Origin of the sequence: Streptomyces sp. NPDC048664 (assembly GCF_040650555.1) — a bacterium.
In the GTDB taxonomy this organism is placed as follows: Bacteria; Actinomycetota; Actinomycetes; order Streptomycetales; family Streptomycetaceae; genus Streptomyces.
This window is the reverse complement of sequence record NZ_JBEZHK010000014.1, coordinates 1-14,622: the sequence shown is the minus strand read 5'-3', so window position 1 is coordinate 14,622 and position 14,622 is coordinate 1. Positions and strand designations below refer to the sequence as shown.

The following is a 14,622-nucleotide window of genomic DNA, read 5'->3' as shown; positions in this document are numbered from 1 at the left end:
TGCCGTCAGCCGGTGAACCCGGCGGTGAGGGACGTGAACTGCCAGGTGCCCTGGTCGATGCCGGAGCAGTTGCTCACCACGCCGCCGCCCGCGCACGGACGGTCGCGGTTGACCGCCCAGAAGGCGAGCCGGGCGATGTGGTGGGAGTTGGCCCAGTCACGGATCGACTGCCAGGTCGCGGGCGTGGTGTTCTCCTGCTGGTCGGACAGGCCGTTCATGCCGGAGATGCCGATGTGGGCGTAGGCCGTCGCGTCGTCCCAGCCGAACGTCGACCTCAGCTTGGCCTTCAGCCCCTCGGCGGCGTTCACGGTGCTGCCGTACATGTCCGAGCCGCCGCCGAAGTCGAACGGCATGATCGTGAACACGTCGACGTCCGCGTTCAGCGACCGCGCCTGCTCGATGAGGCGGTTGCCGTAGTAGGTCGGTCCGGTGGTCGAGGTGCCGAAGGTGACGATGGTCCGCAGACCCGGGTTGTTCGCCTTCACGGTCTTCAGCGCGGTGAGGATCCGCGCCTGGACCGCCTCGTTCTCGAACTCGTCCGTGTTCTCGATGTCCATGTCGACCGCCTTGAGGCGATAGGCGTCGATCACCTTCTGCAGGGCTCCGGCGAGCGCGCTCGCGGAGGAGCAGACGGCGCCGAGCTTGCTGCCCTGCCAGCCGCCGAACGACGGGACGACGTCACCGCCCGCCGCGCGGATCTGGTCGATGACGCTCTGGTCGGTGCCGCCGGTGAGCGGCCTGCTGCCGTCCCAGGCGGGGGTGCAACCGCCGGAGTCCAGTATGAACGCCATCGTGTACGTCCTGATCCCGGTCGCGCTCATCACCGAGGCGGCGTTCGGCGGGTCGCCCCAGCCGAGGTAGAGGTAGGGCGCCGCCTGCTTGAACCCGGAGCCGCCGCCACCGGCCGCCGCGGTGGTCACCGTCACCGCGCCCGAGGCCGCCGAGGCGTTCTGGGCCGCGTCGCGTGCCCTGACCGTGAAGGTGTAGGCGGTGGCGGGGGAGAGCCCGCCGACCGTCGCCGAGGTCCCCGGGACGCTGAGCACCCGGTTCGCGCCGCTGTAGACGTCGTACGCCGTCACCCCGACGTTGTCGGAGGAGGCCGACCACGCCAGGGACACGCTGGAGGCCGTCTTCCCGGTGGAGGTGAGGTTCCCGGGCGCGGTCGGCGCCTGGGTGTCCGGGCCCCCGCCGCCCCCGCCGGGGCCGTCCAGGGCGATGTCGTCGGCGTAGTACGTGCCCTGCGCGTACCACCCGTGCAGATAGATCGTGGCGCTCGTCTGGGAGGCGCCGGTGGTGAAGCCGACGGAGAGTCTGCTGTACGACGACGGGGAGGTGGTCCAGGTCGAGGCGCCGCCGCTCACGCCGAGGTAGACGTAGCTGCCGCGGACCCAGCCGCTGAGGGTGTACGCCGTGTTCGGCTGGACCTGGACGGTCTGGGAGCACTGGGCGTCGTCGCTCGACGACGCGGCACCGGCCAGCGCCCTGGACCCGCCGTGGACGGGGCTGGAGACGATCGAGCCGAGATCGCCGGTGCAGGACCAGGAGGAGAGGCCGCCCGACTCGAAGCCGGGATCGGTCAGGATGTTGGCCGCCTGAGCGGTGGTGGGCAGGGCCACCGCCCCGGCCATGGCCAGGGCGGCGGAGCCCAGGAGGGCGAGGAGGACACGTCGGGGACGTCCGAGAAGAGTGCGCACGCGATCTCCCTGAAGGAAAGGGGGGTTCGGGGAGTGCCTGGGGAGTGCGAAGGGTGCGCAACCAAGTTGGTATGGACCAATCTGGATGTCAAGGCCGCGAAGCGGATCGGCGCCTACCGGGGGGAGACCGCGCGGCGGGGGCACCGGCGGCCGCTCACAGGGGCAGCGCCTGCTCCGCCCCGATCCCGGCCGGGCCCACCGGCGCCGCGGCCACGAGGGGCACCGGCGCGGGCTGCTCCTGCGCGCGCTGCTGGGGCAGTGCGGCGGACCGCAGGGGCCGCGGACCCGACACCACCGTGTAGTCGGTGCCCAGGAACGGCGGCGTCACCTCGCCCGGATCCTCGCCGAGCGCCAGGCGCACCGCGGCCCAGGGGGCGTTGATGCCGCACAGGGCCAGCTGGTGCAGCCCGCCCGCCGGGCGGGTGTTCACATCCAGGAGCACGGGCTGATCGCCGAACATCCGGAACTGGATGTTGGAGAGATGGTGCAGCCCGAAGCCCTCCGCCAGCCGGATCGCCGGCTCCAGCCACTGCTCGTGCATCGTGAACCCGCGCCGGCGCCCGTTCTTGGTCCGCCCCACCGCCATGCGGACGTGGTTGTCGCGACCGGTCAGGCAGTCGACCGACACCTCGGGTTCCGCCAGCCGCGGCATCACCAGCCAGTCGACGGGTCCGTCCGCCGCGCGCACCGCCTGGACGACCAGGTCCAGGGGCACCGTCGAGCCGGGGAAGCCGCTCAGCTGCGCGAGGGAGAACGGAGCACGGGTGACGACCCTGAAGCCCACGCCGCCCGCCCCGGCCGCCGGCTTGAAGCAGGCGCTGTGCCCCGCCGCCTCCAGTTCCTCCACCGCGGCCAGGAGTTCGGCCTCACCGGTGACCCGCCACCACGGCGGGACGGGCACCCCGACCGCCTGCGCGGCCTGGTAGGACGTCGCCTTGTCCCGGAACACCGCCACCGCCTCGGCGGTCGGCGCGAGAAGCGCCGTACCGGCCGCCTCGAACTCGGCGCGGTGCGCGACGAGCACCTCCTGGTGCAGCCGGGGCACGAACACGTCGATACCGCGGCGTGCGCACTGGTCGAGCGCGTACTCCACGTACGCGGCCGGCGACAGGCCCTCCGGCTCCAGATCGGCGGTGTCCGCCGCGGCCAGCACCGGCGAGTCCGCGTCGCCGTGCGTGGCGTGGATCTCCACGGCCCGGTCGCTGGGATTCCTCCGCACCTGATCCATGAAGAACACGTTCTCCGCGTACGTGCGGTTGAGCCAGACGCGTACGCGAGAGACCATGCAGGCCGCCTTTCGGGGGTCGCGGGCAGGGCTGAGCGGGCCGTGCCCGGCCAGGGGAGAGGGAGACACACCGAACCGCCGTACGCGAAGCGGCGTCCGTGGCGGAGATGTTGCGGCGATCATAGGGCCTCGTGGGCGGTGTCACGGCTACGCGCGTGTTACGGATTCGCGTGGCCCCGGTGCCCTGGACGAGAACGGCCGCCGCCCGGGCCCGGCGACGGGGCCCACCGACCCGGCGGGTCGCCCTTGTCCGCCGACGACCCCGTGTGCTCTTGTGTTCCCATCGGCACGCGAGAGGGGCGACAGTGGAGTCGACGGACGGCCGTGGACAGCTGCTCGCCATCAGCGATCTGCACATCGGATATCCCGAGAACCGCGCACTCGTGGAACGGATGCACCCCACCTCGCCCGAGGACTGGCTCCTCGTCGCCGGGGACGTGGCCGAGACCGTCGCCGACATCCGCTGGGCCCTGGAACTGCTCGCGAGCCGCTTCGGCAAGGTGATCTGGGTCCCCGGCAACCACGAACTGTGGACCCACCCCAAGGACACCGTCACCCTGCGCGGCGTCGAGCGGTACCAGCACCTCGTCGCGCTGTGCAGCAAGTTGGGCGTGACCACACCCGAGGACCCCTACCCCGTCTGGGAGGGGCCGGGTGGCCCGGCGGTGATCGCCCCGCTCTTCCTGCTGTACGACTACACGTTCCTGCCGAAGGACTGCGCCACCAAGGAGGAGGGCCTCGACTACGCGCACGGCACCGGGATCGTGTGCACCGACGAGCGCCTGCTGCACCCCGACCCCTACCCGAGCCGGGAGGAGTGGTGCCGGGCCCGGGTCGCGGAGACCGAACGCCGGCTCGAGGCCCTCCCCGGCGATCTGCCCACGGTGCTGGTCAACCACTACCCGCTGGACCGGCACCCCATGGACGTCCTGTGGCACCCCGAGTTCGCCATGTGGTGCGGTACCCGGCTGACCGCCGACTGGCACCGGCGGTTCCGTGCGGCCTGCATGGTCTATGGTCATCTGCACATTCCGCGGACCACCCGTCACGAGGGCGTCCGATTCGAAGAGGTGTCGGTCGGATACCCCCGTGAATGGGGCCCGCGCCCGGGCCCGCCCGGGCAGCTGCGCCGCATCCTGCCGTTGGAGGTACCCGCAGGTGTTCGAGGAGCTGCTCCCGGCGTCGGTCGCCGTGGTGGAGGCGTACGAGGGTGACGCGATAGCCGACGGCACCGTCCTCTACCCGCAGGAGGAGGCCGTCGTGGCCCGGGCGGTCGACAAGCGGCGGCGCGAGTTCGTCACCGTGCGCGCCTGCGCGCGCCGGGCCATGGCCCGACTCGGCGTGCCGGAGCAGCCCGTCGTACCCGGCGAGAGGGGCGCGCCCGGCTGGCCGAAGGGCGTGATCGGCAGCATGACCCACTGCGACGGCTACGGTGCCGCGGCGCTCGCCCGGGCCGGGGAGCTGGCCTCGCTGGGCATCGACGCCGAACCCCACGAGCCGCTGCCGGAGGGCGTGGCGGACGTGATCACCCTGCCCGCCGAGCGGGAGCGGCTGCGCGGCCTCGCCCGCAGCCACCCCTCGGTGCACTGGGACCGGCTGCTCTTCAGCGCCAAGGAGTCCGTCTACAAGGCGTGGTACCCCCTGACGGAGCGGTGGCTCGACTTCCTCGAGGCGGACGTGGACATCGACCCGGGCGACGGGTCGGGCGGGGTCGGCGGGTTCCGGGCGCGGCTGCTGGTGGCGGGACCGGTGGTCGCGGGACGCCGCATCGAGGCGTTCGACGGTCGCTGGACCACGGGACGCGGGCTGGTCGCGACGTCCGTCGTCGTACCCGGCGCCTGAGGGAGCCGCCCCGCGCGCCGCCGGTGAGCGCCGCGCGCGGGTGTCGGATCAGTGAGGGCACCAGTCGCACAGCAGCCGGAAGAACTCCTCCTCCGTGCCGGTGAGCCCCGCCTCGGCCAGGGCCCGGTCCGCCTCCGCGAGGGCCGCGGTCGGCACCTGGGGAGGCGGGGCCGGTCGATCGGCCCGGTCCGGCGGAACCGGGCCCGGTGGACTGTCGAAGGCCGCCCGCACGGTGCTCAGCAGACGCAGATAGGCCTGCACGGCGGCGCGCTGGCGGTCGGTCAGTACGGCGGTCGTCATCGGTCGGCTCTCCCCGGGTCGGCCGGGCGACGGTGTCGCGCGGCGGGTGGTCCTCATCAAGCTTGCCGCCCCCCACTGACAATCCCCTTCGCACGGCGGCAGGTTCGCCCGCTCAGCGCGGCGCTCCCCGGCGCACGGGAGCGCACTCGGCGCACTCACGCGCCCTCACCGGGCCTCGGGCGCCCACCGATGGAGGGCCCCGGGCGACGAGTTACTGTGTCGTCCTGCACCGTGCGGCCCCTGCCGAGGGTCGCGCCGACATCGACCATGGGGGAGCAACGAGGTGAGGACCGGGCGCGACAAACGGATGAGGCAGCTCAGTGACACGCTCCTGACGCGCTTGGCCGAGGCCGCGCCGCGCGACGACGAGGAGATCTTCGTCGAGCTGAGCGGCATCCTCACCGAACTGCGCGGGCGCGAGGTGGCGTTGATGCGGGCCGGCTTCCCGCTCGGGACCGTGAGCGGCCTGTGGCTCGACCTGGAGGACCGGGACGTCATCGCCGTACGCGACGACACGACCAACAGCGAGCACGAGCACGTGATCCTCGGCCACGAGATCTGGCACATGTTCGAAGGGCACTGCGGCACCCCCGGCGCCGGGGGCCGGGCCTCGGCCAGGTCGGACGCCGCCCGCGCCGAGGTCGTCGAGGAGGTCGTCGCCCAGGTCCTCGGCTCCCGCGCCCAGGGGCTCGACGCCCGTGACGCCCAGCGGCTCGGCTACGCGGCCCGCACCCGCTTCGACCACCGGCACGAGGCGGAGGCCGAGATGTTCGGCCTGCGGCTGGGGACCGATCTGCGGACCTTCCGCCGGAACCTGTGGCGCGCCGGCACCGGGCAGGTGGCCGCCCGGATCGAGGACTCCCTGAGCAGAGGCCTCTGAGGCCGGCTGTGAACGGTTGGTACTACTACCTGACGGCGCTGGTCCTCTGGGGCGGGGTGGCCCTGAGGGTTCCCCGGCTGCTGCATCCCCGGCGGGATCCGGCCCTGGTCTCGCTGTGCGCGGTCGTCCTCTCGGCCGGCGTCTCCTTCACCCTCTCCGCTCCCGACAGCGTCGCCGCCGTGAATCGTCTGGCCGGCGTCCCCAACCTCGCCGCGCCGCTCGTGTACACCGTGGTCACCGTCGCGAGCGCCGCCTGCCTGGTCGTGATCGTCTACTGGCGCGGCGGGGACCCCGACCACGTGCGCCGCGTCGTCCACGGCTGGCTGACCGCCTACGCCCTCGTGATCGTGACCCTGTGGCTGCTCTTCGCGCTGGGCCACGCGCCCGTCGAACGCCGGACCGACCTGGACACCTACTACGCCCGCACCCCGTTCATCCGCGAGATGATCGCCCTGTACCTGGTGGCCCACCTCGGGGCGACCTTCACCACGGCGACGCTGTGCCGGCGGTGGTCGAGGCAGGTCACCGGCTGGACCCACCGGGGCCTGGTCGTGCTCGCCTGGGGCTGGCTGGTCAACAGCCTGTTCAGCGTGGTCAAGATGGCCGCCGTCGCCGGCCGCCTGACCGGGCACGACTGGGACGTGCTCAGCACGGATCTCGCCCCGGGCGCCGCCTCGGTGGGCGCCGTACTGGTCACCGTCGGCTACACCCTGCCGCTGCTGGGACCGCGGATCGACAGCCTGGTCCTGTACGCCAGGCTCGGCCCGCTGTTCCGGCTGCTGGTCGGTCCCGCCGACCGGCAGTACCGGGTGGCGCTGACCTGGAGGTCCAAGGCCGACATCGACCTGCGTCTGACGCAACGGGAGACCGGGATCCGCGACGGCATCACCCGTCTCGGACCCCGCCTGGACGACCGGGTGCGCGCGCGGGCCCACGACCGGGCGCTCTCGACCGGGGCGAGCACCCCGGAGGCCGAGGCCATCGGCGCCGCCGCCATGGTGGTGATCGCGGCACGGGCCGGGACCCCGGCGACCGCCGCCCCCCGCGATCACGCCGTCACCGTGCTCGACGGGAACCTGAGCGACCTCGTGCGCGTCTCCCGGGCAGTCAACACCAGCGTCGTCGCCGACCTGCTGCGCGCCGACCGGAAGCCGGAGACCCAGCGGACATGACCGTGAGCTTCTACCTCTCCGGGAGCCTGCTGGTCCTGGTGTGCCTGCTCAAACTGCCCGCCCTGGTGCGCGCCCGCGGCCGGGACCGGCTGCTGTCCTCGATCTGCGCGCTGCTCCTGGTCGGGGCGGCCGTCCTGTTCACCGCGGCGCCGCGGACGATCGCCGTCGTCAACAAGGTCACCGGCGTGGCCAACTTCTCCGCGCCGCTGGTGTACTGCACGCTCACCGGCTTCTCCGCGGCCTCCGTGGTGCTCGTCCTGAACTGGCGCGGCGGGCCGGACCTGGCGCAGACCCGGCGTTCCTCCCGGCGGATCATCGCCCTGTACCTGCTCGTATGGGCTCTGATCGTCACGCTGTTCACCTGCGGTGACGCCTCGGTGGAGCGGCGCACCGACTTCGACGTGTACTACGCGACGACGCCCTGGATCGGCGAGATGATCCTGCTCTACCTTCTCGCCCACGGTCTGGCCTCCTGCCTGTGCAGCGGCCTGTGCTGGCGCTGGTCGCGCGATGTGCACGGGAGCATGCGGTTCGGGCTGCGTGCCCTGGCGCTGGGCTACCTGACCCAGTTCGTCGGCTACGACGTGTTCAGACTCGTCGCCATCGGCGGCCGCCTGACGGGCCACCGCTGGGACGTCCTGGTCACCGCTCTCGCGCCGCTGGTGGGCCAGCCCTGCGCGCTGCTGATCACCGCGGGCTTCCTCGCCCCGCTCGTCGGGCGGAGCAGCGAGGACGCCATCCGGTACTGGCGACTGGGCCCCCTCGCCCGGACCGTCAGCCGCGTCGAGAGCGGCCCCGACTTCCGGTCGACGCCGCTGCCCTGGTGGAACCCCAGGTTCAGACTTCGCCTGACGCAGCGCCAGACGTTCATCTCGGACCGTATCGTCGCCTGCCGCGAGCACTTCGACCGCCGGGTGTGGAACGAGGCGTACGAGGCCGCCGCCGCCCGGGGCGCGGACGACGGGACCGCCGAGGTCATCGCGGAGGCGGCGATGATCGCCGCGGCGGCCGACGGATACGGCACCACGGGCGACACGTCCCCCTACGAGCGGGCCGACTCACCCGGCAAGGGCCCGTCGCCCGCGATCGGCGATCTGGCGCGGCTGTCCCGGATGCTCGGGACGCACGTCGTCAAGGACGTGCGCCGTCGCCACCGGCTCCGTCTCCACGGGGCCGAGTGAGGATCGCCGGTCCGGGCGACGGATCAGCCCTCCCGGACCGTCAGTCCTCCCGGACCAGCGGCGGCCCGGCGACGGCCGCCTTCCACTCGGCCGCGGTCAGCGGCGGGCCGGCGAGGGGCGGCAGTTTGCGGCCGAAGAGCATCGCGGCGAGCATGCCCGGCCGGAGGAGTCCGGCCGGTGACGCCTCCATGCACATCACGTCCAACAGGGCCCGCTGGGCGCGCGGGTTGCGCGAGCCCGCGTCGACGGCCCTGTCCACGAAGGCGGCCAGGGCCCTTTCCAGCCGGGTGGGAGGCTGCTCCACGGCGCCGGGGTAGAAGAGGTCCTGTCCCACCGCCAGACTCCAGGCGCAGTCCACGGGCCGTGCGGCGGCCTTCTGGACGCGCCGGGCCGCACCGGGCGCCTGAAGGCCGCGGTCGGCCAGGACCTCGCGCAGGGCGACGACGCTCTGCGCGCACGCGCTGATCCCGTGCCCGTAGACGGGGTTGTAGCCGGCGACGGCGTCCCCGAGGACCACGAAGCCCTCCGGCCAGGTGGCGGACTTCTCGTAGTAGCGCCGCCTGTTGGCGGTGCTGCGGGTGATGACGACGTCCGTCAGGGGCTCGGCGTCCACGAGCAGTTCCGCGATGAGGGGATGCGGCAGGGTGCGGGCGAAGGGCAGGAACGCGTCGTTGTCGGTGGTGGGTTCGCCGCCTCGGGTCCCCGAGACCGTCACCAGCCACCGGTCCCCCTCGACGGGGGCGATGCCGCCGGCCCGGCCGGGAGCCCGGCGCGGATTCGCCTGGACGTTGATGATGGGGAACCCGCCGACGGCGCCGCGCGGGGCGCGGTAGACGCGGCTGGCGTAGACGAGGCCCGCGTCCACCGTGCGCTCGACAACCTGCGGATGCCCCAGTTCCCGCAGCCAGACCGGGGCGCGGCTGGTCCGTCCGCTCGCGTCGACCACGAGATCGGCCCTCAGGGTGGTGGTCCGCTCCCCCGACCGCATGCGGACGCCGGTCACCCGCTCCTTGGTGCCCTCCAGGCCGAGCGACTCGGTCCGCGCCCTCACCGTGATGCGCGGATCCTCCAGCACCCGTGCGCGCACCACGGCGTCCAGCAGGTCGCGACTGCACATGAGGCTGACGTGGGAGCTGCGCGCGAAGCGGCGGAACCACTGGCCCGAAGGGGCCTTGGAGACCAGATCGGTCATGATCCCGGCCCGCCAGGCGCCCTGGGCGACCAGCCGGTCGACGACGCCGGGAAGCAGGTCGTCCAGCGCCTTCACCCCGCCGGACCACAGGATGTGGATGTGGCGGGCCTGCGGCAGGCCCTTGCGCGGCGCGGGCCCCTCGGGCAGCACATCACGTTCCAGGACGGTCACGTCGGCGTGCTCGGCGAGCACGGAGGCGGCGAGCATCCCCGTCATGCCCCCGCCGATGACGACCGCGGCGCGGCGAGGGCTGGCTCCGTCTGACATAGGCGGTGACTCTTTCTTTCGCGGGCTGGTGCGGGCTGGTGTGGGGAGGCGTGGGGAGGTTCCGTCGCGGGAGGGGCCCTGGGGGCGCCGGGCGCGACGCCGCCGGCCCGGGAGCGGATCCCGTGGCCGCCGGGGACATTGGGCACGTCAGGGGTGTCAGGACATCACGGCAGGGGCGGCGCCGGGGCGCGCCTCGTTCTATCGAGACTGCTCACCGGCCTGGTCCCAGACCGCCGCGACGACCGGGGAGCGGTGCAGTGCCATGGACATCCGTACGAGGTCGCGGGGGCTGCCGTGCGCCGTGGCGAGGGTGTCGCCGGCCTCCGCCGAGGTGACGACACGGCCTTCCGGATCGGCGGCCCTGGCCCGCAGGGCCACCGCCACCATCGCCGCGTCGGCCTCCGCCCGTGCGTGCACGGGGTCCGAGCCCGCCGCCACGGCCGCGTCGTAGGTGCGTTCCCGCACCACGGAGTCGAAGTACGGGAACAGCGTGAGTATTCCGTCGTGTATGTCGGACTCCCGCTGGGTGACCTGGAGTTGGGGAGACGACCACCAGGAGATGCGCACGTCCGAGCCGGCGTGGGCGGACACCGGCCTCAACTCCCGCCACAGCGGCCCGAGCCTGCGATAGGTGGCCCAGGTGGTCCAGCTGTCCGAGACCCGGCGACCGGCCAGGGGGAGGCAGAAGCCGACGGCGCTGATCTGCGCGCCCACGGACGCCAGCGCGGGCGCCGTGTCGGTGCTCAGCCCGTCGAGGCCCAGACCGGCCCAGTGACCGATCACGGCCGTGAACTTCGCGGCGAGATAGGCCATGTTGAACAGGTATCCGGTCACGATGATCAGCAGCCCGGCGCGCAGCCACGCCCGCACCTGCAGGGCCCAGCGCCAGCACATGAGTGTCATGGCGAGCCCCGCCACGGTCATCGCCGCGAGGTAGAGCACGATCATCTCGCGGATGAACGGCGTCTCGGAGTAGTAGGTGTCGAAGTCCCGCAGCCGCTCCACGGGGGTGTCGCCGAGCCTGAACAGGACGGCCAGGCAGACGATGACCGCGGCGTAGCCCGTGATGATGCGGCGGTTGACGCGACGGGTGGCGGCGGGCGGACCGCCGCGCCAGTTGACGACGACCACCAGGCTGGCGGCGCTGAACGCGCTGAGCAGGCAGTAGACCAGGAGGGCCGAGGCGTTGGTGACGCCCGTGAGGACGTTGACGTTGCCGATCGTCGGGGGAGCGGCGAACAGGAAGACGAGCGTGGTCAGGGCGAGCAGGGCGCACACCGACCGCAGCAGCGGGTCGCGCCAGGAGCGGATCAGCGCCGGGGTCTTGAAGGCGCACGCGAACGCCATCGCCGCGGCGGGTATGTAGTAGCTGGAGCCGTCCATCGTGTCAGGGTCCGTATGGCCTCTCGGGGTCCGTATGGCTTCGCGGCTCAGCGGCCCTGCGGCCCGCGGTACCCGAGCGACGCCTCGATGCGGCCCGCCAGGTCGTCGCGCTGGATGGACCCGATCAGCGACGAACCCGCCAGCCAGGTGCGGCACTTGCTGGCCAGGAGCAGCCCGAAGCTCTCCGCCTCCTTCTCGTCCCTGAGGTCGAAGTGCGTGCGGGCCGCGACCCTGTGGACGGCCGCCTCCAGATCGGCGCTGTCGCCGATCAGCCGCGCCGCGACCTTGGCGCCCCCCACGTGGTGGCCGTGGTGCCCGGCGTTCATGTGCCACAGTTCATGGCCGAGGATCACCAACTGGTGGTCGGGGGCGGTGCGTTCCTCTATGACGACCAGATCCTGGTCGGCCATGTCGAGCCACAGGCCGCTCGCCGTCCCGGGCGGGAAGGCGGCCGTACGGAAGCGGACGGGACGACCGCGGCGTCTGCTCATGCCGTCGCACAGTTCGGCGTACAGCTCGGTCGGCTCCGCCGGGGCGGCCAGCGAGAGCTCCCCGACCAACTCGCCGCACAGGCGGCGCATGTCCCTTCCTATACCCACGAATCTCCCCCGCATCAGGCGCCGGGCCGCTTCACGCTCTCCAACAGCATGTCCAGCCACTCCGCGACCTTGTCCCGGTGCTGGTCGGTGGGCAGTTGGGCCGCCCGCCAGGCGATGCCGCGCACACCGTGGTCCTTCAGGAGCCGCTCCAGGGGGTCGTCGTCGGCCTCGGCCGCCGACGCGCGCTCACGGTCCGCGAGCTGCTGCAGCAGCTCCTGCTCGCCGCGCTGGAGGGCGCCGGTGAGCGCCTCGTGGTCCTCGGCCGTGAGGAACCCGGCGTGCACCCCGAAGAAGCGCTGGATCGCGTTGCAGTGCTCCATGGTGGGGCGCCGGTCGCCGTTGATGAGGGCGCCGGCCTGCTGCCGCGACATGCCCGCTCCGTCGGCGATCTCCTGCTGGGTGTACCGGCGGCCGTTGGGCTTGAGCCGGGTGCGGCGCAGCAGGTCCAGACGCTGCAGGAAGCGCGCCTGCAGGTCCGGTTCCCCGGCGGGCAGGCCTCTGAGCAGGGCTCTCACCACCGGCTCCGGCACGCCGGACCGGGCCGACAGGTGCGGGACGTCGAGGACCTCCTCGCGCGGCACACCCAGCCGGTCGGCCAGGGCGGTCACCCGGGCCACGACGGCCGGCAGCAGCCCCATCGCCGTGGCGCCCGGAACCTCGAAGCCATCCGTCACCGACAGGTCTCCTACGTCTCTTCGGCTGCCGTCAGCCGTTGCCAGGGGCCGACAGCCGCGGTCGTCGGCCGGTGTCCGCCGCCACGGGCGGTCGGTCGCCCATGGGCCGCACGGGTCGTTGTCGGCGTGGTCGGCCTGAACCAACCGGAGGGTAGCCGCGCACCAACCGGAGAGTAGCCGCATTCTCGAACTGACATCCAGCTCTCGCCACAACTGTGGCGAGATTCGGACGTCAACGCCCCCTGAATGCCACGATAGTTGACACGGCTCGATGCGGAGCCGCAGGATCGAGACGCCGCGTGAAGGCCGCAAGGGCAAGAGGGGTGACCTCCCGATGGGGATTCAGGCAGGAGGGCAGCGGTCGCAGCCGCGGCCCGCCCCCGACGACGCCGAAGCGCGGGCCTACCTCGAGGACTACGCCGCTCTCCTGGAGGCGGTGGCGTTCCCCTCCGTGGTGTTCGACCACCGCTGGGACGTCGTCGTCGCCAACTCCGCGTTCCACGCGCTCTTCGGCGGTGTCGCACCGCATCCGACGGCCATGCCCGGCGACAACTTTCTGCGGTTCGTGCTGTTCCACCCCGACGCGGCGACCGTGCTCGGGGAGCACGAGGCGAGCTGGTGCCTGCCCATGCTGGCGCACTTCGCCGCGGCGGTCGAACAGCACGGCCAGGACCATGAACTGCAGTCCATCCGCCGGGACATCGCGCAGGACCCGATCATGGAAGCCGCCTACCGGCAGGGGCTGCCGCACTGGATCAGGGCGGTCGGATCCAGCGCGACCGAGCACGACGGCGCGGTGCGCCCGCTGCTGCACCCCGACCCCCGCTGGGGAGCGGACTGCCGGGTGGTGGGGGAGACCCCCAAGACCCTGCGGGACATGGGGTATTCACGGCTGACGCTGGTGCTGCGCGAGGCGCGCCGCCCGGCCGCCGCCTCGCGCGCGACCCGGCGCCCCCGGCGCGCCGCGAGCCACCTGAGCGTGGTCCGCGCGGCGAGCGACTAGAGCCTGGAGCGGCGGGCTGAGCGGCCCGCGCGGTGGGTCGCGGTGTCGGATCCGGACCCCGGAAGTGACGGAGAGTGGGACATGCGGTGCACAGCGCGCGTGACCTCCGATCGCGGAGCGCCCGGGCTGGTCGGGGACGGGCCCGGCCGGGGTAGTGTGCCCCGGTGACCACGCAATCGAACACTCCTGCAGGGTGGTACCCGGATCCGCATGGAGCCGCCCAGACCCTGCGGTACTGGGACGGCTCCCAGTGGACCGAGCACACCCACGCGGACCAGCAGGGCCAGGCTCCGGCCCAGGTGCCGCCGCAGGCGGCCGCCGGCGGTCAGGCGCCGGGGGCCTACGGCCATCCGGCACCGGCCCCGGACGCGCGCATCCAGCAGCAGGTGCAGCACCAGGCCGGAGTCGCCCCGAGCGGCGCCGGCGGCGGCACGCTGTTCACCGAGCCGGTCCTGGTCGTGAACCAGAAGGCCAAGCTCATCGAGGTGACGAACGAGTACAGGGTCTTCGACCAGAACGGCAACCAGCTCGGCTCGGTCACCGAGGTCGGGCAGGGCGTCTTCAAGAAGATCCTGCGCTTCGTCTCCAGCCTCGACCAGTTCATGACGCACAAGCTGGAGATCCGCGACTCCTACGGGCAGCCGCAGCTCCTGCTGACCCGGCCCGCGAAGATCTTCAAGTCGCGGGTGATCGTGTCGCGGCCCGACGGCCAGACCGTGGGCGAGATCGTCCAGCAGAACATGATCGGCAAGATCAACTTCGCCATGAACGTGAACGGCCAGAAGGTCGGCGCGATCAAGGCGGAGAACTGGCGCGCCTGGAACTTCGCGATCGTCGACCACGCCGACAACGAGGTCGCCCGGATCACGAAGACGTGGGAGGGCCTGGCGAAGACCATGTTCACCACCGCGGACAACTACGTCCTGAAGATCCACTACCAGCTTCCCGAGCCGCTGCTGACCCTGGTCGTGGCGACGGCGCTGACCGTGGACACGGCGCTCAAGCAGGACTCCCGAGGTCTCGGCTGAGCCGGACCCGGATCCCCCCGGGACGAAGAACGGCGGCCGGCGCGTGCACCCGTGGTTGTTGTACTCGCTCTGGTCCGGCAGGGCCAGCACGGCCTTCTCCGGCGTGGTCTCCAGGTACTCCA

At 72.5% G+C, this 14,622-nt stretch carries 14 protein-coding genes and 1 pseudogene; 7 read left to right on the top strand and 8 right to left on the bottom strand.

Annotated elements, in window-relative coordinates; genetic code table 11:
• Positions 1 to 5: 5 nt before the first annotated feature.
• Together AB0C59_RS17245 and AB0C59_RS17240 are read right to left on the bottom strand one after the other, a co-directional pair.
• Complete coding sequence (locus AB0C59_RS17245; RefSeq protein WP_363005251.1) at positions 6 to 1,694, bottom strand: carbohydrate binding domain-containing protein; 1,689 nt, start codon at positions 1,692 to 1,694, stop codon at positions 6 to 8.
• 154 nt (positions 1,695 to 1,848) lie between these two features.
• The gene (locus AB0C59_RS17240; RefSeq protein ID WP_363005249.1) at positions 1,849 to 2,979 is read right to left on the bottom strand and encodes an ATP-grasp domain-containing protein; all 1,131 of its coding nucleotides are present in this window, start codon (positions 2,977 to 2,979) and stop codon (positions 1,849 to 1,851) included.
• 305 nt (positions 2,980 to 3,284) lie between these two features.
• Here AB0C59_RS17240 and AB0C59_RS17235 point away from each other — a divergent pair, with 305 nt between their 5' ends.
• Positions 3,285 to 4,193 carry a metallophosphoesterase gene (locus tag AB0C59_RS17235; RefSeq protein WP_363005247.1) on the top strand — a complete coding sequence of 303 codons (909 nt, stop codon included), beginning with the start codon at positions 3,285 to 3,287 and terminating at the stop codon, positions 4,191 to 4,193.
• Complete coding sequence (locus AB0C59_RS17230) at positions 4,138 to 4,821, top strand: 4'-phosphopantetheinyl transferase superfamily protein (RefSeq protein WP_363005245.1); 684 nt, start codon at positions 4,138 to 4,140, stop codon at positions 4,819 to 4,821. Before AB0C59_RS17235 ends, AB0C59_RS17230 begins: the two co-directional genes overlap by 56 nt.
• 48 nt (positions 4,822 to 4,869) lie before the next feature.
• On the opposite strand, the gene AB0C59_RS17225 is transcribed toward AB0C59_RS17230, so the two are convergent.
• Entirely contained in the window at positions 4,870 to 5,121 is a 252-nt protein-coding gene (locus AB0C59_RS17225; protein WP_363005243.1) for a hypothetical protein, read from the bottom strand.
• Positions 5,122 to 5,428: 307 nt separating this feature from the next.
• Here AB0C59_RS17225 and AB0C59_RS17220 point away from each other — a divergent pair, with 307 nt between their 5' ends.
• From AB0C59_RS17220 to AB0C59_RS17210, 3 genes are read left to right on the top strand one after another with little or no spacing between them, the layout of a single operon-like run.
• Positions 5,429 to 6,001 carry a toxin-antitoxin system, toxin component gene (locus AB0C59_RS17220; protein WP_363005241.1) on the top strand — a complete coding sequence of 191 codons (573 nt, stop codon included), beginning with the start codon at positions 5,429 to 5,431 and terminating at the stop codon, positions 5,999 to 6,001.
• A gap of 8 nt (positions 6,002 to 6,009) precedes the next feature.
• Positions 6,010 to 7,173: an MAB_1171c family putative transporter gene (locus AB0C59_RS17215; RefSeq protein WP_363005239.1), complete on the top strand. Its 1,164-nt coding sequence runs from the start codon at positions 6,010 to 6,012 to the stop codon at positions 7,171 to 7,173.
• On the top strand, positions 7,170 to 8,354 hold the full coding sequence (locus AB0C59_RS17210) for a DUF6545 domain-containing protein (protein WP_363005237.1): 1,185 nt from the start codon (positions 7,170 to 7,172) through the stop codon (positions 8,352 to 8,354). Before AB0C59_RS17215 ends, AB0C59_RS17210 begins: the two co-directional genes overlap by 4 nt.
• 40 nt (positions 8,355 to 8,394) lie before the next feature.
• Here AB0C59_RS17210 and AB0C59_RS17205 read toward each other — a convergent pair whose 3' ends face one another.
• From AB0C59_RS17205 to AB0C59_RS17190, 4 genes are all read right to left on the bottom strand, one after another.
• Entirely contained in the window at positions 8,395 to 9,813 is a 1,419-nt protein-coding gene (locus tag AB0C59_RS17205) for an FAD-dependent monooxygenase (protein ID WP_363005235.1), read from the bottom strand.
• A 198-nt stretch (positions 9,814 to 10,011) separates the two neighbouring features.
• A complete protein-coding gene (locus tag AB0C59_RS17200) occupies positions 10,012 to 11,196 on the bottom strand; it encodes an MAB_1171c family putative transporter (RefSeq protein WP_363005233.1) in 1,185 nt (394 codons plus the stop codon).
• A gap of 47 nt (positions 11,197 to 11,243) precedes the next feature.
• On the bottom strand, positions 11,244 to 11,777 hold the full coding sequence (locus AB0C59_RS17195; RefSeq protein WP_363005231.1) for a toxin-antitoxin system, toxin component: 534 nt from the start codon (positions 11,775 to 11,777) through the stop codon (positions 11,244 to 11,246).
• Positions 11,778 to 11,809: 32 nt separating this feature from the next.
• Complete coding sequence (locus tag AB0C59_RS17190) at positions 11,810 to 12,469, bottom strand: helix-turn-helix transcriptional regulator (protein WP_363005229.1); 660 nt, start codon at positions 12,467 to 12,469, stop codon at positions 11,810 to 11,812.
• Between the two features lie 334 nt (positions 12,470 to 12,803).
• On the opposite strand from AB0C59_RS17190, the gene AB0C59_RS17185 reads away from it, so the two are divergent.
• Positions 12,804 to 13,472, top strand: a complete 669-nt coding sequence (locus AB0C59_RS17185; protein ID WP_363005227.1) for a hypothetical protein — start codon at positions 12,804 to 12,806, stop codon at positions 13,470 to 13,472.
• A 164-nt stretch (positions 13,473 to 13,636) separates the two neighbouring features.
• The gene (locus AB0C59_RS17180) at positions 13,637 to 14,500 is read left to right on the top strand and encodes a phospholipid scramblase-related protein (protein WP_363005225.1); all 864 of its coding nucleotides are present in this window, start codon (positions 13,637 to 13,639) and stop codon (positions 14,498 to 14,500) included.
• A gap of 51 nt (positions 14,501 to 14,551) precedes the next feature.
• On the opposite strand, the pseudogene AB0C59_RS17175 reads toward AB0C59_RS17180, so the two are convergent.
• Positions 14,552 to 14,622 (bottom strand): annotated as a pseudogene (locus tag AB0C59_RS17175) (DUF4442 domain-containing protein); the annotation flags it as partial.

Coding starts and splice junctions, on each gene's coding strand:
- AB0C59_RS17240 (WP_363005249.1), bottom strand. CDS start 2,979: ATGGTCTCTCGCGTACGCGTCTGGCTCAACCGCACGTACGCGGAGAAC.
- AB0C59_RS17225 (WP_363005243.1), bottom strand. CDS start 5,121: ATGACGACCGCCGTACTGACCGACCGCCAGCGCGCCGCCGTGCAGGCC.
- AB0C59_RS17220 (WP_363005241.1), top strand. CDS start 5,429: ATGAGGCAGCTCAGTGACACGCTCCTGACGCGCTTGGCCGAGGCCGCG.
- AB0C59_RS17210 (WP_363005237.1), top strand. CDS start 7,170: ATGACCGTGAGCTTCTACCTCTCCGGGAGCCTGCTGGTCCTGGTGTGC.
- AB0C59_RS17205 (WP_363005235.1), bottom strand. CDS start 9,813: ATGTCAGACGGAGCCAGCCCTCGCCGCGCCGCGGTCGTCATCGGCGGG.
- AB0C59_RS17200 (WP_363005233.1), bottom strand. CDS start 11,196: ATGGACGGCTCCAGCTACTACATACCCGCCGCGGCGATGGCGTTCGCG.
- AB0C59_RS17195 (WP_363005231.1), bottom strand. CDS start 11,777: ATGCGCCGCCTGTGCGGCGAGTTGGTCGGGGAGCTCTCGCTGGCCGCC.
- AB0C59_RS17185 (WP_363005227.1), top strand. CDS start 12,804: ATGGGGATTCAGGCAGGAGGGCAGCGGTCGCAGCCGCGGCCCGCCCCC.